17 protein-coding genes, 1 tRNA gene and 1 pseudogene are annotated in these 18,107 nt (G+C 63.4%); 6 read left to right on the top strand and 13 right to left on the bottom strand.

The genetic code is table 11. The features are described from left to right. The 3 genes and pseudogenes from WIT60_RS07130 to WIT60_RS07120 form a co-directional block, all read left to right on the top strand. Positions 1-243, top strand: a pseudogene (locus WIT60_RS07130) (IS21 family transposase); the annotation flags it as partial. Further along, positions 236-1,033 (top strand): IS21-like element helper ATPase IstB, encoded by a 798-nt coding sequence (gene istB, locus WIT60_RS07125; RefSeq protein ID WP_012080644.1) that lies wholly within the window; start codon positions 236-238, stop codon positions 1,031-1,033. The pseudogene WIT60_RS07130 and the gene istB, both read left to right, overlap by 8 nt. A gap of 167 nt (positions 1,034-1,200) precedes the next feature. After that, entirely contained in the window at positions 1,201-1,824 is a 624-nt protein-coding gene (locus tag WIT60_RS07120) for a hypothetical protein (RefSeq protein ID WP_339583231.1), read from the top strand. A gap of 31 nt (positions 1,825-1,855) precedes the next feature. Here WIT60_RS07120 and WIT60_RS07115 read toward each other — a convergent pair whose 3' ends face one another. The 12 genes from WIT60_RS07115 to uvrB form a co-directional block, all read right to left on the bottom strand. Further along, positions 1,856-2,848: a site-specific integrase gene (locus WIT60_RS07115; protein WP_339583230.1), complete on the bottom strand. Its 993-nt coding sequence runs from the start codon at positions 2,846-2,848 to the stop codon at positions 1,856-1,858. A gap of 129 nt (positions 2,849-2,977) precedes the next feature. Further along, positions 2,978-3,052: transfer RNA gene (locus tag WIT60_RS07110), tRNA-Val, on the bottom strand. Between the two features lie 61 nt (positions 3,053-3,113). Continuing rightward, positions 3,114-3,839, bottom strand: a complete 726-nt coding sequence (dnaQ, locus tag WIT60_RS07105) for a DNA polymerase III subunit epsilon (RefSeq protein WP_339583229.1) — start codon at positions 3,837-3,839, stop codon at positions 3,114-3,116. Positions 3,840-3,860: 21 nt separating this feature from the next. Continuing rightward, positions 3,861-4,199 (bottom strand): ISC system 2Fe-2S type ferredoxin, encoded by a 339-nt coding sequence (fdx, locus tag WIT60_RS07100; protein WP_339583228.1) that lies wholly within the window; start codon positions 4,197-4,199, stop codon positions 3,861-3,863. Between the two features lie 8 nt (positions 4,200-4,207). Next, entirely contained in the window at positions 4,208-6,076 is a 1,869-nt protein-coding gene (gene hscA, locus WIT60_RS07095; RefSeq protein ID WP_339583227.1) for a Fe-S protein assembly chaperone HscA, read from the bottom strand. A gap of 16 nt (positions 6,077-6,092) precedes the next feature. Continuing rightward, complete coding sequence (gene hscB, locus WIT60_RS07090; RefSeq protein ID WP_339583226.1) at positions 6,093-6,617, bottom strand: Fe-S protein assembly co-chaperone HscB; 525 nt, start codon at positions 6,615-6,617, stop codon at positions 6,093-6,095. Between the two features lie 67 nt (positions 6,618-6,684). Further along, positions 6,685-7,008, bottom strand: a complete 324-nt coding sequence (gene iscA / locus WIT60_RS07085; protein WP_339583252.1) for an iron-sulfur cluster assembly protein IscA — start codon at positions 7,006-7,008, stop codon at positions 6,685-6,687. Positions 7,009-7,084: 76 nt separating this feature from the next. After that, positions 7,085-7,471 carry a Fe-S cluster assembly scaffold IscU gene (gene iscU, locus WIT60_RS07080; RefSeq protein ID WP_320366104.1) on the bottom strand — a complete coding sequence of 129 codons (387 nt, stop codon included), beginning with the start codon at positions 7,469-7,471 and terminating at the stop codon, positions 7,085-7,087. Positions 7,472-7,619: 148 nt separating this feature from the next. Continuing rightward, entirely contained in the window at positions 7,620-8,840 is a 1,221-nt protein-coding gene (locus WIT60_RS07075) for an IscS subfamily cysteine desulfurase (protein ID WP_339583225.1), read from the bottom strand. Between the two features lie 133 nt (positions 8,841-8,973). Next, positions 8,974-9,507: a Fe-S cluster assembly transcriptional regulator IscR gene (gene iscR, locus WIT60_RS07070; protein ID WP_320366108.1), complete on the bottom strand. Its 534-nt coding sequence runs from the start codon at positions 9,505-9,507 to the stop codon at positions 8,974-8,976. Positions 9,508-9,795: 288 nt separating this feature from the next. Next, the gene (locus WIT60_RS07065; protein ID WP_339583224.1) at positions 9,796-11,922 is read right to left on the bottom strand and encodes a PhoX family protein; all 2,127 of its coding nucleotides are present in this window, start codon (positions 11,920-11,922) and stop codon (positions 9,796-9,798) included. A gap of 221 nt (positions 11,923-12,143) precedes the next feature. Further along, entirely contained in the window at positions 12,144-14,276 is a 2,133-nt protein-coding gene (uvrB, locus tag WIT60_RS07060) for an excinuclease ABC subunit UvrB (RefSeq protein WP_445207666.1), read from the bottom strand. Between the two features lie 128 nt (positions 14,277-14,404). On the opposite strand from uvrB, the gene WIT60_RS07055 reads away from it, so the two are divergent. Then, positions 14,405-15,604: an amino acid aminotransferase gene (locus tag WIT60_RS07055; protein ID WP_339583223.1), complete on the top strand. Its 1,200-nt coding sequence runs from the start codon at positions 14,405-14,407 to the stop codon at positions 15,602-15,604. A 111-nt stretch (positions 15,605-15,715) separates the two neighbouring features. Here the strand turns inward: WIT60_RS07055 and WIT60_RS07050 are convergent, their stop codons facing one another. Beyond that, positions 15,716-16,519 carry an IclR family transcriptional regulator domain-containing protein gene (locus WIT60_RS07050; RefSeq protein WP_339583222.1) on the bottom strand — a complete coding sequence of 268 codons (804 nt, stop codon included), beginning with the start codon at positions 16,517-16,519 and terminating at the stop codon, positions 15,716-15,718. 187 nt (positions 16,520-16,706) lie between these two features. Here WIT60_RS07050 and WIT60_RS07045 point away from each other — a divergent pair, with 187 nt between their 5' ends. Then, positions 16,707-17,405, top strand: a complete 699-nt coding sequence (locus WIT60_RS07045) for a 3-oxoacid CoA-transferase subunit A (protein ID WP_339583221.1) — start codon at positions 16,707-16,709, stop codon at positions 17,403-17,405. Between the two features lie 10 nt (positions 17,406-17,415). Beyond that, positions 17,416-18,081, top strand: coding sequence for a 3-oxoacid CoA-transferase subunit B (locus WIT60_RS07040; RefSeq protein WP_339583220.1), 666 nt, complete (start codon positions 17,416-17,418; stop codon positions 18,079-18,081). The last annotated feature ends 26 nt before the right edge of the window (positions 18,082-18,107 follow it).

Raw genomic sequence — 18,107 nt, 5'->3', positions numbered from 1 at the left:
ATTGTGAGCACAGCTGGCCTGGATGCGGTGCTGGTGGCAGTTGAATTGGCGCTGGAGAGCGCGCCACCGTCTGGCAAGGTCAGCGTCGAGCATGTGATCAATGTTCTGAGCAGGCTCAACCCTGCACCCACGCCTGAAGATGCACAGACCTGTTTGCAGGCGACAGTGGCCCCACTGGCCAACACGGCGCGCTACGACAGCTTGCGCGGGCAAGGCGGCACGGAGGAGATCAACCATGCGTGATATCGCTGCAGAGCTCAAACAACTGCGCCTGCACGGCATGGCGGGCGCATGGTTGGACCTGATCGAACAAGGGTCCAGTACGGGCTCAGAGGATGCACGGTGGTTGATTGAACACCTGCTGCAGGCCGAGGCCACAGACCGAGGCATGCGCTCGGTGAGCCATCAGATGCATGCAGCCAAGTTCCCTGTGCATCGAGACCTGGCTGGGTTCGACTTCGCTGTGTCCCCCGTTGACAGCAAGCTGGTTCACACGCTGGCAGAGACAGGCTTCACAGAAGTGGCGCACAACGTGGTGTTGGTGGGAGGGCCTGGCACCGGCAAGACCCACCTGGCCACAGCCATTGGCGTGTCCGGCATCACCAAGCATGGCAGGCGCGTGCGCTTTTACTCCACGGTGGATCTGGTCAACGCGCTGGAGCAAGAGAAGGCACAAGGCAAGGCCGGACGCATCGCGACGAGCTTGTTGCGCCTGGACCTGGTGATCCTCGATGAGTTGGGCTACCTGCCGTTCAGCCAGGCAGGCGGTGCGCTGCTGTTCCACTTGCTCAGCCGGTTGTACGAGCACACCAGCGTGATGATCACGACGAATCTGGACTTCGCGGAATGGTCGCGTGTCTTTGGTGATGCCAAGATGACGACGGCGCTGCTGGACCGGCTCACACACCACTGCCACATCCTGGAGACGGGCAACGAGTCACACCGATTCCTGCACAGTTCCAGCACGGCCAAGAGGCGCATCAAGGCACGAGAGCAGTCTCGGATGCAGGCTGCAGCAGAGGGCAAGGCCTGAAGCTCAAAGCGAAGGGGGAAGCCGCTGCGCGGCTTCCCCCTTGATGTTCAACCAAGCCGGCCGGAAAACTCAAAACCCAGGCCAGGCTCTACACTTATCCACAGCTGACCACCCTTTGGTCGGCTACCAGCCCTGGCTCAATATTGGATCGGCACGGTGGCTCAGATTTGGATCGGCGCGGACAGATCAAGCCCTTTCTGATTGAAACTGCCAGCCGCTACTCAGCACTGGGCGAACACGGTAGACAGTACGCTGCCTTTCTGACTTATGCGGCCCTGGAACCAGCAGAGGGATTCACTCCAGCCGAGTTCAGAGTGGCATTTGGCTCACTGCCGCAAGAGGGTCTGCGAGAGGCGGCGCAAGCGCTGGCACAAGCCCAAGAGGGAGCGGGCGAACAGCGCGAGGAGTATTGGAAGAACAGGTTGCTCCCGTTCTGGAACAACGTATGGCCCAAAACTCAAAGCATGGTGTCCGCAGCAATCGCAGAGCGCCTGGCCCGCATCGCTATTGGCGCAGGCCGCGCGTTCCCTGATGCCTTGCAAGCGGTACGAACCTGGCTTCTGCCTGTGGCCTATCCAGACCAATTGACCAAGCCGTTGAAGACGTCAGGGCTTTGCCATCAGTTTCCGGATGCAGCGCTAGACTTGCTTGATGTCACGATCGCTGCCCCGCAGTGGGTAAGCGAAGAGCTTCTTGAGTGCCTGCAGCAAATATGTGCGGTCAAACCGAGCTTTCAGAATGATGCTCGGCATCAGCGACTCATAGCGCTTTATCGAATGAAGCACATTTAGCTTTGGCAGAGATTGTTTGATCCCAGAGGCGCTACCCCAACTTGGCCGCCAAATCACCCGCGTTCAAGTGCGTATACCGCTTCAGCATCTGCAGCGTCTTGTGCCCCGTGATGCTGGCAACCTCCATCGGGTTCAGGCCCTTCTCGAACAGCCGACTCGTGGCCTCATGCCGCAGGTCGTGAAAGTGGAAGTCAACCAGCCCCGCACGATCACACGCACGCATGAACGCGCGCTTGATGGCCTCGGTCGTCAGCCCTGGGAACACAGGACCAGACTTCGTCTCTTCCGAAGGCCGCAGCGCAGCCAGCACAGCGCCAGCCTTGCGCGACAAGGGCACAGACCTGGCCTCTCCGTTCTTCGTCAACGGCAAGTGCGCCACTCGGCCAGCCAGGTCAACGTGCTGCCAAAGCAGCCCGACAATCTCGCCCTGCCGCATGCCGGTTTCAATGGCCAGCTCGATCACCGGCAGCAAGAAGGGGTTGCGTGCGTCTTCGCAAGCCAGACGCAACTGAGCCTCCTCCCCTTCCCTGAAACGCCTGTCACGGGCCTTTGGCGCGGCCGGACGCCGCACCATGCGCACCGGGTTCTCAGGCAGTTGGATGCCCCACTCCCTGCGCCCGGTCTCGATCACGTGGGCCAGGTGGTTCAGCTCTTTGTTGATGGTGCCGGCCGACACCTCCTTCAGCCGCTCATCCCGGTACTGAGCAACGTGCTTGCTCGACAGCGCGCTCATCTTGAGCGCTGCCAAAGGCCGCTGGCTCAACGCTTTCAACCGAGAGGTCTCTGGGTCCTTGCCCCGCTTAAACGGCGTCACCTCCTTCAGGTAACGGTCGATCAGATCACCCAGGGTGTTTTTCTCCGTCTCGGTGCGATCAACGAAGGTGCCCTTGTCCATCTCGTTCTCGATGGACCTCGCCCAGGCCTCGGCCTGTGACTTCAGATCGAATGAGCGCGTTTGCTCTGGATACCCCTTGCGGCGGATCTTCACCCGCCAGTACTGCCCGCGTTTCTCAAATGCTGCCATCTGCGCCTCATGTGGTGGTTGAGTGCGAGTGCCAGGCCTGACTGCTGCCCCACTGTCCCAAAATTGTCCCAAATTTTGAAACGGGCAAGAAAAAAGCACTTAGCATCGCTGCTAAGTGCTTGATTTTCTTGGTGGGCGGTGCAGGGTTCGAACCTGCGACCCCTGCCGTGTGAAGGCAGTGCTCTACCGCTGAGCTAACCGCCCGAAACTGGTTCGGGACTTGCCGCGTCGCTGATTTGTTTGTCGCAATCAGCGAAGACCTGAACTATAGCACGGTTTCGAGAGACTTCCACAAACTTTTGCCACCCGATGCTTTGTCGAGATCTTGCAACGCTTTGTCGAAGGCCTCGGCTTCCTCCGGCGTAGGCTGGATCACCGGCAGATCGAAGCTGCGCAGGTCGATGGCGGCGACGTCCAGTGCGCCCTGCCCTTCGTTGCCCGTTTCGTCTTCGGCCTCGATCAACAGGGCATCTTGGCCCCGCGTCATGTTGATGTAGACCTCGGCCAGCAACTCGGCGTCCATCAAGGCGCCGTGCAGCGTGCGGTGCGAGTTGTCCACTTCCAGTCGGCGGCACAGCGCGTCCAGGTTGTTGGACTTGCCCGGGAACATCTCGCGGGCCATCAACAGGGTGTCGATCACGCCACTGACGTGGTCGGTGAACTTGCCCTGGCCGCAGCGTGCCAACTCGGCATTCAGGAAGCCGATGTCAAACGCCGCGTTGTGGATGATGACCTCGGCGCCGGCGCAGTACTCGACGATCTGGTCCACCAGAGCCGCAAACGTGGGCTTGTCGGCCAGGAACTCGTCGGTCAGGCCGTGCACGCGCACCGCGTCTTCGCTGTTGGGACGCTCGGGGTTGATGTAGAAGTGCAAATGCCGCCCGGTGAGGCGGCGGTTAACCATCTCCACGCAACCGATTTCAACGATGCGGTCGCCCGAGTCAGGGCTCAGGCCGGTGGTTTCGGTATCCAGGAAGATCTGTCGGGACATGGCGCCACTCAAAGTGCGGAATCAGTGATTCTCGCGTGCGTGGTTGATCGTGTACTTGGGGATCTCCACCACCAGATCCTGGCCGGCCACGATGGCCTGGCAACTCAGGCGCGAATTGGGCTCCAGACCCCAGGCGCGGTCAAGCAGGTCTTCCTCGGTTTCTTCCATCTCGTTGAGGCTGTTGAAGCCTTGACGGACGATCACGTGACAGGTGGTGCAAGCCGCGCTCATGTCGCAGGCGTGCTCGATCTCGATGTGGTTCTCCAGCAGGGCTTCGCAGATGCTGGTGCCGGGCGCCGCGGTGATCGCCTTGCCTTCAGGGCACAGGGTGGCGTGGGGCAGGATCTTGATGATGGGCATGGGGTGAATCAGAGCTGGTCAAGTTGGCGACCCGCCAGAGCCTGGCGGATACTGCGGTTCATGCGTTCGGCGGCAAAGGCCTCTGTGCCTTGGGCCAGGGCCTTGGTGGCGGCCTCCAGGGCTTCGAGGTCGCCGCGGTCGCAACGCTGGCCGATCTGGGCCATCAGGCCATCGATCTCGGCGCGCTGCTCGGGCGACAGCAGGTCGCCATCGGCGGCCAGCGCGGTACGGGTGGCTTCGAGCATACGCTCGGCCTCGACGCGGGCTTCGCGCAAGGCACGGTCCTTCATGTCGGCGGCGGCAGTGGTGAAGCCTTCACGCAGCATGTGGGCCACCTGGTCATCGGTCAGGCCATAGCTGGGCTTGACGACCACTGAGGCTTCGACGCCCGACAGCTGCTCCTTGGCGGAGACGCTCAAGAGGCCGTCGGCGTCGACCTGGAAGCTGACACGGATGCGGGCGGCACCGGCGGCCATCGGCGGGATGCCGCGCAGCTCGAAACGGGCCAGCGAGCGGCAATGCTCGACCTGCTCACGCTCGCCCTGCACCACGTGCACGGCCAGGGCGGTCTGCCCGTCCTTGAAGGTGGTGAAGTCCTGCGCACGGGCGCACGGGATCGGGGTGTTGCGCGGGATGATGCGCTCGACCAAACCGCCCATGGTTTCCAGCCCCAGCGACAGTGGCAGCACGTCGAGCAGCAGGTGCTCGCCTTGCGCGTTGTTGCCGGCCAGCTGGTTGGCCTGGATGGCGGCGCCCAGCGCGACCACCTCGTCGGGGTTCAGGTCGGTCAGCGGTTGCTGGCCGAAGAAGGCGCCCACGGCGTCGCGCACGGCGGGCATGCGGGTCGAGCCACCGACCATGACCACGCCCTTGACCTCGTCGGGCTTGACCTTGGCATCGCGCAGCACGCGCTTGACAACGGCCAGTGTCTTGTCGATCAGCGGCTTGGACAGCTCGGCCAGCTTGGCGCGCGTCAGCGTCACCGACAGCATGCCGCCCGACAGCGCGCAAGACAGGTGGGCGCTGCCATCGGTGGACAGCTTTTCCTTGGTGCGGCGTGCGGCGACCAGCACCGTGCGCTTGTCTTGCGGCGTGGTGGCCTGCATCTGCGACTGGGCCAGCGCGTACTCGGCCAGGATGTGGTCGACGTCATCGCCACCCAGGGCCGAATCACCGCCCGTGGCCACCACCTCGAACACGCCGTGGCTCAGTTGCAGCAGCGAGATGTCGAAGGTGCCGCCGCCCAGGTCATAGATGGCGTAGAGGCCTTCGGCGCCGTTGTCCAGGCCGTAAGCGATGGCCGCGGCCGTGGGCTCGTTGAGCAGGCGCAGCACGTTCAGACCGGCCATCTGGGCCGCGTCCTTGGTGGCCTGGCGTTGCGCGTCGTCGAAGTACGCGGGCACGGTGATGACGGCGCCAAACAGGTCGTCGTTGAAGGTGTCTTCCGCGCGCTGGCGCAGGCTGGCCAGGATCTCGGCCGAGACCTCGATGGGCGACTTCACGCCCGCCACAGTGCGGATCGCGACCATGCCGGGCTGGTCTTCAAACTGGTACGGCAGGCGACCCGCATCGGGCAGGTCGGCCAGACGACGACCCATGAAACGCTTCACCGACACGATGGTGTTTTGCGAGTCTTCGGCCTGCGCGGCCAGGGCCTCGAAACCGATCTGACGGCGGGTTTGGCCCTTGTCGTCCAGCAAGTAGCGCACGGCAGAGGGCAGGATCACGCGGCCGTTCTGATCGGGCAGGCACTCGGATGCGCCGTTGCGCACGGAGGCCACCAAGGAATGGGTGGTGCCCAGGTCGATGCCCACCGCGATGCGGCGCTGGTGGGGGTCGGGCGATTGCCCGGGTTCGGAGATTTGCAGCAGGGCCATGGGTCGGTTCGCGTCTTCAGCTGGCGTCTTCGTAACGTTCGAGGCGGGCATCGATCTCTTCGAGCAGGCGATCGATGAACATCAGGGCGCGCACTTCCTGCGCGGCCTGGGTGGGGTTGGCATCCACATCAAGCAGGTGGGTCACCCGGGCGATGCGGGCTTTGCGGTCGAGCTGCACCTCGTCGGACAAGGTCTCGACCTCGCCCGCGGTGTCCGCCTCCTCCAGGGCTTCGCGCCACTCCATTTGCTGCATCAGGAAGTCGCCTGGCATGGCGGTGTTGCTCTCGGACTGCACCGGCACGCCAGCGAGTTCGCACAGGTAGGCGGCCCGCTTGAGCGGATCTTTGAGGCGCTGGTGCGCCTCGTTGACGCGCACGGCCCATTGCATGGCCAGGCGCTGCGCCGCGCCACCTTCGGCGGCAAAGCGGTCGGGGTGGACCCGGGCCTGCAGCGCCTTCCAGGCGGCGTCCAGTTGACTGCGGTCCAGCGCAAAACCCTTGGGCAGCCCCAGCAGGGTGAAATCGTCAGCGTCGATGTTCATGGTGTGTGAAAAGGCGAAACCCCACCACAGGGTGGGGCTTCATCCGACGCAAGGCATGCGAGACGCCTCAGATGCGGAAAGACTCGCCGCAACCGCAACGGTCGCGCTCGTTGGGGTTGTTGAACTTGAAGCCCTCGTTAAGGCCTTCACGCACAAAGTCGAGCTCCGTGCCGTCGATGTAAGGCAAGCTCTTGGGGTCGACCAGGATCTTGACGCCGAGCTGCTCGAAGACGATGTCTTCAGGCGCGATCTCGTCGGCAAATTCGATCTTGTAGGCCAGACCCGAGCAGCCCGTGGTCTTGACACCCAAGCGCACGCCCACGCCCTTGCCACGACGGGCGAGGTAACGCGTGATGTGACGCGCTGCGGCCTCGGTCAGGCCCACGGACATGGTGGCATCGACCGCACCGATCTCGGCCAGGGGGCCGTTGCCGGGCCCACTGGTGCACGAGCCGGAGGTGGCTTGATCAGCTTGCATGTTTGGTCTTGTAGTCGTTGACGGCGGCTTTGATCGCATCTTCCGCCAGGATGGAGCAGTGGATCTTGACCGGGGGCAAGGCCAGCTCTTCGGCGATCTGGGTGTTCTTGATCTCGAGGGCTTCGTCCAGCGTCTTGCCGCGCACCCACTCGGTCACGAGCGAGCTCGAGGCAATGGCCGAGCCGCAGCCGTAGGTCTTGAAGCGCGCATCCTCGATCACGCCGGTGGACGGGTTGACCTTGATCTGCAGCTTCATCACGTCGCCGCAAGCCGGGGCGCCGACCATGCCGGTGCCCACAGTCTCGTCGCCCTTTTCGAAAGAGCCAACGTTGCGGGGGTGTTCGTAGTGGTCGATGACCTTGTCGCTGTATGCCATGGTGTTACTCCAAATCTTCAAAGAACGTCGGTTGCTTCACCACAACCTTGTTAGTGGCGGCGGGGCCAGCGCCGGGCCGCCCCAAGCGTCCGGCCCCGCACCCCCTCGGGGGGTGGTTGCAGTACCCTGCAACCGGGGGCTGACATGACTAGTGTGCCGCCCATTGAATAGTGCTGATGTCGATACCGTCTTTGTACATGTCCCACAGAGGCGAGAGTTCGCGCAGCTTGGCGACCCGGTCCTTGAGGGTGGTGATGACGAAATCGACTTCTTCTTCGGTCGTGAAACGGCCGATGGTCATGCGCAGCGAACTGTGGGCCAGCTCGTCGCTGCGACCCAGGGCGCGCAACACATAGCTGGGCTCCAGGCTGGCCGAGGTGCAGGCCGAACCGGACGACACCGCGATGCCCTTGATGCCCATGATCAGCGACTCGCCTTCCACGTAGTTGAAGGAGACGTTGAGGTTGTGGGCGACGCGCTTGTCCAGATCGCCGTTGACGAAGATCTGTTCGATGTCTTGCAGGCCGGCCAGCAGGCGGTCACGCAGGGCCTTGACGCGCGCGTTCTCATCGGCCATTTCTTCCTTGGCGATCCGGAAGGCTTCGCCCATGCCGACGATCTGGTGCGTGGGCAGCGTGCCCGAGCGCATACCACGCTCATGGCCACCGCCGTGCATTTGCGCTTCCAGGCGCACGCGGGGCTTGCGGCGCACGTACAGGGCGCCAATGCCCTTGGGTCCGTAGGTCTTGTGCGAGGCCAGGCTCATCAGGTCGACGGGCAGCGTGGCCAGGTCGATGTCGATCTTGCCGGTGGCTTGTGCCGCGTCCACGTGGAAGATGATGCCCTTCTCACGGCACAGCGCACCGATGGTCGGGATGTCCTGGATCACGCCGATCTCGTTGTTCACGTACATGACCGAGATCAGGACGGTGTCGGGGCGGATGGCGGCCTTGAGCACGTCCAGATCCAGCAGGCCGTCTTCCTTGACGTCGAGGTAGGTGGCTTCGAAGCCCTGGCGCTCCAGTTCACGCACGGTGTCGAGCACAGCCTTGTGCTCGGTCTTGACCGTGATGATGTGCTTGCCGCGGGTCTTGTAGAACTGCGCCGCGCCCTTGAGGGCCAGGTTGTTGGACTCGGTGGCACCCGAGGTCCAGACGATTTCACGCGGGTCAGCACCGATCAGGTCAGCGACCTGTTGACGGGCTTTTTCGACGGCGGCTTCGGCCTCCCAGCCATAGGCGTGGGTGCGCGAAGCGGGGTTGCCGAAATGCTCACGCAGCCAGGGAATCATGGCGTCGACGACGCGGGGGTCACACGGCGTGGTGGCGCCGTAGTCCATGTAGATGGGGAAATGCGGGGTCATGTCCATGGTGGGGACTCAATGGCTGGCGCCAGACAGGTCAACACGACCCGGCAGGCAGCGGTACAAGGATCGCTCGGAAGTGAGGCTGAATTATCAGGGCGAGCCACCCTCTGCCGAGGCGGAGGGGGCCGGATGTCCCTTATTTGGTCAGGGCTGCACCGAGAGCGAACACGGAATTGGGCGCGGTGACCTTGATGGGCTTGACCACGGGCTGGGTCGAGATGGCGCGCTTGATGGGCTGCGCTTCGATCGACACGCCCTTGGCCAGCTGGTCATCCACCAGCTTGCGTAGGCTGATCGAGTCGAGGTACTCGATCATCTTGTTGTTCAGGCTGGTCCACAGGTCGTGGGTCATGCAGCGGCCGCCGTCGTCGCCCATGCAGTTTTCCTTGCCGCCGCAACCGGTGGCATCAATGGGCTCATCGACCGCGACGATGATGTCGGCCACGGTGATGTCTTCGGCTTTGCGGCCGAGGGAATAACCACCGCCCGGACCCCGGGTGCTCTCGACGAGCTCATGGCGGCGCAGCTTGCCGAACAACTGCTCCAGGTAAGACAGCGAGATCTGTTGACGCTGGCTGATGGCAGCCAGGGCGACGGGGCCGGTGTGCTCCCGCAAAGCCAGATCGATCATGGCCGTTACAGCGAAACGGCCCTTGGTGGTCAAACGCATGGCATAACTCCTTATGCGGGATCGGACGTTGCCCCACGCTGGCCCTGGGTCGGTCAGCGCTGGACCCACCGGGATCTCCGGCAGATCGGGGACAGGTCAATCCCGAGTGTTTGAGTCGATTATACGCTACCCCACTGTTTTGGTCAACTTTAGATCAGGGTTGACCCGAGTGTGACGCTGACCGGCCTGCCGGAAAAGCTTCAGCCCAATGCAAAACGCCTGGACCGAGGTCCAGGCGCGCGAAGCCGTGCGATGGCGCGTGCGCGCCATGCGTGTGCGGGTCGGCAATCAGCTGCCGATACGGCCACCGTCGTTCTTGGTGATCATCACGGTAGCAGAGCGCGGGCGAGCCACATTGCCGCCGGCACCGTAGCCGCTGTTGCCTGGCCAGTGGCTGCCATAGGTCGTGGTGTCGGCCACGTTGGAGGTGTCTTCGCCAGGATGCTGCACGTTGATGAACAACACCTTGCCGTCCGGGCTCTCAGCCAAACCCGTGATCTCACACTGCGACGGCCCCACCAGGAAGCGCTTCAGCGTCGACTCGGTCGGCTTTTTGCCCATCTTGGTGGTGACCGAGGCCGCACCGTAGTTCAAAGTGACGTTGCCGCCATCGCCAACCGTACCGGGAATGCCCGCCAGCATCATGCAGTTGGTGACGTCGGTGTAAGCACCGTCGTCGGTCTGGATCCAGCAAATGCCCGTGGACTTGCTGAAGACCAAACCGTCAGGGCTGGAGAAGTCCTGGTCGTCGGTCAGGCTCGACAGGTTGACAAAGCTCGGGGAGGCTGCGGATTCGGCACCGAACAGGTAAACGTCCCAATTGAATGTGGTGGCACCGGGTTCGCCGCCAGTTTCCTTGATGCGAACGATGTGACCGTTGACGTTGCCTTGCTGGCTGCTGCTGACACCCTTGATGTCGGTGTAAGCGCGGGGGTTGGCCGCATCGATCCCTTGCTGGCTGCCGCTGGGGCTGACGCGACGGTTGCTGTTGTTGGTCATGGTGAAGTACACCTCACCCGTGGTCGGGTGGGTGCCGCACCATTCCGGACGGTCCATCTTGGTGGCGCCGACCGCATCGGCCGCCAAGCGGGTGTGGATGGCCACGTCACCTTCGTCGGCAAAAGTGTAGGTCGCGTAGTTCTTCACCGTGTCGTTGTTCAGGCTCAACTCGACCCAGTTGCCCGTGCCATCGCTGTTGAACTTGGCCACGTAGAACTTGCCGCTGTCGAGGTACTTGTCACCCGTTGCCACGCGATCGGCAGGGTTGGCGTCGGCTGCTACCCAGTTGGCGGCGCTCACGAACTTGTAGACATACTCGCCGCGGGAGTCGTCGCCCATGTAGACCGCCAAGGGCTTGCCCACCACGGGGTTGGAGAAAGCTGCGCTTTCATGCGCCACACGGCCCAGTGCAGTGCGCTTCTTGATGGTGGACGTGGCGTTGTAGGGGTCGATCTCGGTGATGTAACCCTGGCCATTGATCTCGAAGCGGTAGTCTTCGGTACCGTCTGCGGCCTTGGTGGTGTCCAGGGTCATGTTCCAGCGAGCGTACTTGTCCTCGCTGCCGGCGGTTTCCCAGTTGTAGCGGCTGGCACCCTCGCCACGGCCATAACGAGTCAGCGCCACGTTGGCTTGGTTGCCCAGCACGGTGGTGCGGTTCGCTGCATCACCCGAGGCACGGTAGAAGTAACCCGCCCAGTTTTCTTCGCCGGTGAGCAGCGTGCCCCAGGGGGTTTTGCCGGTGCCGCAGTTGTTCAGCGTACCGCGGGTCTGGGTACCTGTGGTCGAGAACTTGGTCTTGAGCTTGGCGTTGCCGCGTGCAGGACCGGAAATTTCGATCGTGCTCAGGCCCGTGATGCGACGGTTGAAGGTCGAATCGACCACCAGACCAAACTTGCCGCCGGTTTTCTTGAACTCGGCAATTGCCACGCCATGGGCATCGACTTCGATATCGACTTCCGAAGCCACGCGGCTGGCACCGGCTGTCGGGCCGTTGGCGTGCAGGAACAACGGAGTGATGTACTCATGGTTCATGCCAAGCAGGCAACGATCGCTGCTGTTGGCATCCGGCGCGCCCGTGGCGGACAGACCGAAGTACTCCATGCCATCGTGGCAATCGCCGCTGCGACGGTCGTAGCGGTCGTTGGTGCCATCGTCCTTGTACTCGGCCACATCCGAGAACAAGCGATCACCGGTGGCCAGCACCACCGTGGCGGTATAGCCAGCCGGCACGGTGACGGTGTCCGCCAAGGTCTTGGCCACAGCACCGAAGGACAGCAAGGTTTCCTGCACCGCGTCCTGAACAGGATTGGCCGGACCGTCGTCGCTGCCGCCGCCACATGCGGTCAAGGACAGGCCACCGAACGCTGCTGTCATGGCCGTACCGATGCTGCCGCGCAGGATGTTGCGACGGCTCAAGCGAGCCTGCAACACCTAGTCAAAGGTCGGGTTGTTGGAGGTGTTGGAGTCTTCGTGGTCGAAATCGATCACGGTGGGGGCTGCTTGTTTGGTCATGGATGATCTCTACTCATGCAGGGAAACAGAAGCCCACAGCGTAGAAATCGCACATGAATTCGCGGTGACAGCCTGGCGATGCTTTTGTGACAACCGCACGCACCACATTGCGGCCTGCGTCAGGATCAGCTGTTCGGCTTCACCACCACGTGGTCGTGCACCACCGCCCCAAAGGCCTGCTCCTTGAGCAAGGCCAGCTGGTCGCGCAGGCGAGCAGCCTTCTCGAACTCCAAGTTCTTGGCCGCTTCCAGCATTTCCTTCTCCAGCGTCTTCATGCGCTTGCTGAGGTCCTTCTCGGACAGGGCTTCGCTGCCTTCCATCGAGCGCGCCAGCGCCTCAGCCGCCCTCAGGTCGTCCTTGGCCGCGTTGGACATCACGCCATCGATCAGTTCCTTGACCTTCTTGTTGATGGTGCGCGGCGTGATGCCGTGGGCCTCGTTGTGGGCGATCTGCTTGTTGCGGCGCCGCTCGGTCTCGCCGATGGCCTTGCGCATGGACTCGGTGATCTTGTCGGCGTACAGGATGGCACGGCCGTTCTGGTTGCGCGCGGCGCGGCCAATGGTCTGGATCAGGCTGCGCTCGGCGCGCAGGAAGCCTTCCTTGTCGGCATCCAGAATCGCCACCAGGGACACCTCGGGGATGTCCAGCCCCTCACGCAGCAGGTTGATGCCCACCAGCACGTCGAAGGCGCCCAGGCGCAGGTCGCGCAGGATCTCGACGCGCTCGACGGTGTCGATGTCGGAGTGCAGGTAGCGCACCTTCACGCCGTTGTCGGTGAGGTAGTCGGTGAGCTGCTCGGCCATGCGCTTGGTCAGCGTGGTGATGAGCACGCGCTCGTCTTTCTCGACGCGGATGCGGATTTCCTGCAGCACGTCGTCCACCTGGTGGGTGGCGGGGCGCACTTCCACGATGGGGTCGAGCAGACCCGTGGGACGCACCACCTGCTCCACCACCTGGCCGGCATGCTGCTGTTCGTAGGCCGCCGGGGTGGCGGACACGAACACGCACTGGCGCATCTTGCCCTCGAACTCTTCGAACTTGAGCGGCCGGTTGTCCATGGCCGACGGCAGGCGAAAACCGTATTCCACCAGCGTCGTCTTGCGTGAGCGGTCACCGTTGTACATGGCGCCCAACTGGCCGATCATGACGTGGCTCTCGTCCAGGAACATCAGCGAGTCGGCGGGCATGTAGTCCACCAGCGTGGGCGGCGGGTCGCCAGGCTTGGCACCGGAGAGGTGGCGGGTGTAGTTCTCGATGCCCTTGCAGTGACCCACCTCCTGCAACATTTCGAGGTCAAAGCGCGTGCGCTGCTCCAGGCGCTGAGCCTCGACCAGCTTGTTGTCGCCCACGAGTTGCTTGACGCGCACATTGAGCTCCTCCTTGATGCCCTCGATGGCGCGCAGCACCTGCTCGCGCGGTGTCACGTAATGGCTGGACGGATAGACCACGAAACGCGGGATGCGTTGCTGGATGCGGCCGGTGAGCGGGTCGAACAGCGAGAGCGTGTCCACCTCGTCGTCGAACAGCTCCACGCGCAGCGCCAGCTCGGAGTGTTCGGCCGGGAAAATGTCGATGGTGTCGCCGCGCACGCGGAAGGTGCCGCGCCCGAAGTCCATGTCGTTGCGCTTGTACTGCATGCGGATCAGCTGGGCGATCACGTCGCGCTGGCCCACCTTGTCGCCCGTGCGCACGATGAAACGCATCTGCGTGTAGTCCTCGGGCTTGCCGATGCCGTAGATGGCCGACACGGTGGCGACGATGACCACGTCACGGCGCTCCAGCAGGCTCTTGGTGGCGCTCAAGCGCATCTGCTCGATGGCCTCGTTGATGGCGCTGTCTTTTTCGATGAACAGGTCGCGCTGCGGGACGTAGGCCTCGGGCTGGTAGTAGTCGTAGTAGCTGACGAAATACTCGACGGCGTTGTTGGGGAAGAACTCGCGGAACTCGGCGTAGAGCTGGGCCGCCAGGGTCTTGTTGGGCGCGAAGACGATGGCCGGCCGCCCCATGCGGGCAATGACGTTGGCCATCGTGTAGGTCTTGCCCGAGCCGGTCACGCCCAGCAAGGTCTGGTAGCTCAGGCCGTCTTCGATGCCTTCGCACAGCTGGGCGATGGCGGTGGGCTGATCCCCCGCTGGCGGATAGGGCTGAAACAGCTCGAACGGGGAGTCGGGAAAATGCACGAACTGACCGGAAACAGGCTGAGCATCCCCCTGCTCCGTGGGCATGGCGGGGGTCTGGCGAGAAATCGGTTCTGACATCCGGATCGCAGTTCGCTAAAATAAAGGGTTTGCCCGACACGGCATTCGTTCGCCACAAGCGCACGGAAGACGCAGTCGGTCTCGTCTTCCCTTCATCAGATTACCCCAACCGTCCGGAGACTGCTCGCATGGCCTCGCTGTTCGCTAACGTTGAAATGGCCCCCCGGGACCCCATCCTGGGCCTCAACGAACAATTCAATGCCGACACCAACCCCAACAAGGTGAACCTGGGTGTGGGCGTCTACACCGACGACAACGGCAAGCTGCCTCTGCTCAAGTGCGTGGCCGCGGCCGAGCAGCAGATTGCCGCCGCCCCCAAGGCCCGTGGCTACCTGCCCATCGAAGGCATTGCCGCCTACAACAAGGCCGTGCAAGGTCTGGTGTTCGGCGCTGAACACGCGGCCGTTACCGAAGGCCGCATCGTCACGGCGCAAGCCATTGGCGGCACCGGCGGCCTGAAGCTGGGCGCCGACTTCCTGCACAACGTCAGCGGCAAGAAGCAAGCCCTGATCTCGAACCCGAGCTGGGAAAACCACCGCGCCATCTTCGAGACGGCCGGCTTCACCGTGGGCACCTACCCCTACTACGACGAAGCCAAGCGCGGCATCAACTTTGAAGGCATGCTGGCTGCCCTGAACGCGGCCGAAGAAGGCACCGTGATCGTGCTGCACGCCTGCTGCCACAACCCCACCGGCTACGACCTGACCGAAGCCGAATGGGACCAGGTGATCGCCGCCGTGAAGGCCCGCAACCTGGTCGCCTTCCTCGACATGGCCTACCAAGGCTTTGGCGAAGGCATTGCCGAAGACGGCAAGGTGATCGGCAAGTTCCTGGACGCCGGCCTGAACTTCTTCGTCTCCACCAGCTTCTCCAAGAGCTTCTCGCTGTACGGCGAGCGCGTCGGTGCCCTGAGCATCGTCAGCGTGTCGAAGGAAGAAGCCGGTCGCGTGCTGAGCCAGCTCAAGCGCGTGATCCGCACCAACTATTCCAACCCGCCCACGCACGGCGCCACCGTGGTGGCCATGGTGCTGAGCTCGCCTGAGCTGCGCAAGATGTGGGAAGACGAGCTGACCGAGATGCGCGTGCGCATCAAGGACATGCGCGCCGCCCTGGTCAAGGAGCTGACCGACGCTGGCGTGCAAGGCGACCTGGGCTACATCACCCGCCAGAAGGGCATGTTCAGCTACTCCGGTCTGAACGCCGCCCAGATGCAGCGTCTGCGCGCCGAATTCGGCGTGTACGGTGTGGATTCAGGCCGCATCTGCGTGGCCGCGCTCAACACCAAGAACATCAAGGCCGTGGCCGCTGCCATCAAGGCCGTGATGTAAAGACCCTGCGCTGAGCGCAGCAGGAGGCGACGGCCTCCTCACCCCAGACAAAGGCTCCGGACACGGGGCCTTTGTTGTTTCTGGGGCGCCGCAGACGGGTGCCGCACCCGGTCAGCGCGGCATCAAGGCGCTGATGCGCTCGGCGACCGATTGCAGGCGCGGCAGGAAGTGCTGCTGCATGCCGGCCACCGTCTGCCGGTGCGGCTGGCTGCTGACGTTGATGGCGGCTACCACCCGGCCAGCGCGGTCGCGGATGGGCACAGCCAGTGACAGCAGCCCCATCTCCAACTCCTCGTTGATCATGGCCCAGCCCTGGCGGCGCACCTGCCCCAGGGTCTGCAGCAGTTCATCGTGGTTGACGATGGTGCGGGGCGTGCGCGCCTCCAGCGTCGTGGCCAACACGCGGCGCTCGCGCTCGTCTTCGGGCAGTGCTGCCAACAGCACCCTGCCCATGGAGGTGCAGTAGGCCGGCAAGCGCGTGCCCACGCCCAGGTTGATCGCCATGATCTTGTTGGCCGGCACGCGCAGCACGTACACGATGTCGTCACCGTCGAGCACGGCCGCCGACGAGGACTCCTTGAGATCTTGCGTCAGCTCTTCGAGCAAGGGCTGAGCCAAGCCCCACCAGGGTTGCGCGCTCAGGTAGGCAAAACCCAACTCCAGCACCTTGGGCGTCAGCCGGAAATCGCGCCCGTCCTGGTCCACATAGCCCAGGGCGTGCAAGGTCAACAAGATGCGACGCACGCCGGCACGGGTCATGCCCACGCGCTCGGCACATTCGGACAGTGTCTGCGTGGGCGCCTCGGCACCGAAGCTGCGCAGGACATCCAGGCCGCGTGCGAACGACTGAACGTAGCTGTCACTGGGTTTGAGGGACGAGGCAGCGCCCCCCTCGTCGGGCGAAGTCAAGGTCATGTCGGCACCCCTCTCGCAGGGCTTTTCACAGAATGAACAACGCACCTAGGGTTAACCCCCGCCAATCTTGACAGGCGTATGACGGGTCCTTAAGCTGCATTTGTTCGATTGGCGAATATTTGTTCGCTATTAGAACATAAATTGACAAGGTGGTGAAGCCGACCGCCGTTTTCCCTGAGAGCCATTCATGATCAACAAAATTGTGGCCTCGGCCACCGAAGCACTGGCCGACATCCGAGATGGCGCCACCGTCATGATCGGCGGTTTTGGCACCGCAGGTCAGCCCAATGAACTGATCGACGCCCTGATCGCCACCGGCGCCAAGGATCTGGTCATCGTCAACAACAACGCCGGCAACGGCGACGTGGGCCTGGCTGCCTTGCTGGCCGCCGGCCAGGTGCGCAAGATCATCTGCTCCTTCCCCCGCCAGGCGGACAGCCACCACTTCGACGGTCTGTACCGCAGCGGCAAGCTGGAGCTGGAACTGGTGCCCCAGGGCAACCTGGCTGAGCGCATCCGCGCCGCTGGCGCCGGCATCGGTGGCTTCTTCACGCCCACGGGCTATGGCACCGAGCTGGCCAAGGGCAAGGAAACCCGCGAGATCGACGGCAAGATGTATGTGTTCGAGTCGCCGATCCATGCCGACTACGCCCTGATCAAGGCCGAAAAGGGCGACCGCTGGGGCAACCTAACCTACCGCATGACCGCCCGTAACTTCGGGCCAATCATGGCCATGGCCGCCAAGACCACGATCGCCTCGGTGCACGAGATTGCCGAACTGGGCAGCCTCGATCCGGAAGCCGTGATCACCCCGGGCCTGTTCGTCCAGCGCATTGTCAAGATCGACCGCACCGCCACCTCCGCCGGTGGTTTCAAGGGTGCCTGAGGAAACACACATGACCACATCCAACGCTTCCTACACCCGCTGGACCCGCGACGAGATGGCCGCCCAGGTGGCCAATGACATCCCCGACGGCTCGGTCGTGAACCTGGGCATTGGCCTGCCCACCGCGGTCGCCAACCACCTGGGCGCCGACAAAGAAATCGTGCTGCACTCCGAAAACGGCGTGATCGGCATGGGCCCCGCACCTGCTGAAGGTCAGGAAGACTATGACCTGATCAACGCGGGCAAGCAGCCCGTCACCTTGCTGCCGGGTGGCTGCTTCTTCCACCACGCCGACAGCTTCGCGATGATGCGCGGTGGCCACCTCGACGTGTGCGTGCTGGGGGCCTTCCAGGTGTCGGCCACGGGGGACCTGGCCAACTGGCACACCGGCGCGCCGGATGCCATCCCCGCCGTGGGCGGTGCGATGGACCTGGCCATCGGCGCCAAGAAGACCTACGTGATGATGGAGTACCTGACCAAGAAGGGCGAAGCCAAGCTGGTGCCCGCTTGCAGCTACCCGCTCACCGGCATCGGCTGCGTCAGCCGCATCTACACGGATCTGGCCATCATCGACCTGGGTGCCGAGGGCGCCTCTGTCGTGGCCCTGGCGCCCGGTCTGACGCTGGAAGCCCTTCAGGCAATGACGCCCGGCGTCACCCTGCGCATGGCCGCCTGATCCCCCGTCTTTGTCCCTTTCACACT

It is taken from the genome of Aquabacterium sp. G14 (genome assembly GCF_037482285.1).
In the GTDB taxonomy this organism is placed as follows: domain Bacteria; phylum Pseudomonadota; class Gammaproteobacteria; order Burkholderiales; family Burkholderiaceae_C; genus Aquabacterium.
Note: the sequence above shows the minus strand (reverse complement) of the source record. Positions and strands in the feature narration are given on the sequence as shown.

Bases quoted from the DNA above. Each gene is read 5' to 3' on its own strand.
- istB (WP_012080644.1), top strand. From the start codon at position 236: ATGCGTGATATCGCTGCAGAGCTCAAACAACTGCGCCTGCACGGCATG.
- WIT60_RS07115 (WP_339583230.1), bottom strand. From the start codon at position 2,848: ATGGCAGCATTTGAGAAACGCGGGCAGTACTGGCGGGTGAAGATCCGC.
- dnaQ (WP_339583229.1), bottom strand. From the start codon at position 3,839: ATGTCCCGACAGATCTTCCTGGATACCGAAACCACCGGCCTGAGCCCT.
- fdx (WP_339583228.1), bottom strand. From the start codon at position 4,199: ATGCCCATCATCAAGATCCTGCCCCACGCCACCCTGTGCCCTGAAGGC.
- hscA (WP_339583227.1), bottom strand. From the start codon at position 6,076: ATGGCCCTGCTGCAAATCTCCGAACCCGGGCAATCGCCCGACCCCCAC.
- hscB (WP_339583226.1), bottom strand. From the start codon at position 6,617: ATGAACATCGACGCTGACGATTTCACCCTGCTGGGGCTGCCCAAGGGT.
- iscA (WP_339583252.1), bottom strand. From the start codon at position 7,008: ATGTCCGTGGGCCTGACCGAGGCCGCAGCGCGTCACATCACGCGTTAC.
- iscU (WP_320366104.1), bottom strand. From the start codon at position 7,471: ATGGCATACAGCGACAAGGTCATCGACCACTACGAACACCCCCGCAAC.
- WIT60_RS07075 (WP_339583225.1), bottom strand. From the start codon at position 8,840: ATGGACATGACCCCGCATTTCCCCATCTACATGGACTACGGCGCCACC.
- iscR (WP_320366108.1), bottom strand. From the start codon at position 9,507: ATGCGTTTGACCACCAAGGGCCGTTTCGCTGTAACGGCCATGATCGAT.
- uvrB (WP_445207666.1), bottom strand. From the start codon at position 14,276: ATGTCAGAACCGATTTCTCGCCAGACCCCCGCCATGCCCACGGAGCAG.
- WIT60_RS07055 (WP_339583223.1), top strand. From the start codon at position 14,405: ATGGCCTCGCTGTTCGCTAACGTTGAAATGGCCCCCCGGGACCCCATC.
- WIT60_RS07050 (WP_339583222.1), bottom strand. From the start codon at position 16,519: ATGACCTTGACTTCGCCCGACGAGGGGGGCGCTGCCTCGTCCCTCAAA.
- WIT60_RS07045 (WP_339583221.1), top strand. From the start codon at position 16,707: ATGATCAACAAAATTGTGGCCTCGGCCACCGAAGCACTGGCCGACATC.
- WIT60_RS07040 (WP_339583220.1), top strand. From the start codon at position 17,416: ATGACCACATCCAACGCTTCCTACACCCGCTGGACCCGCGACGAGATG.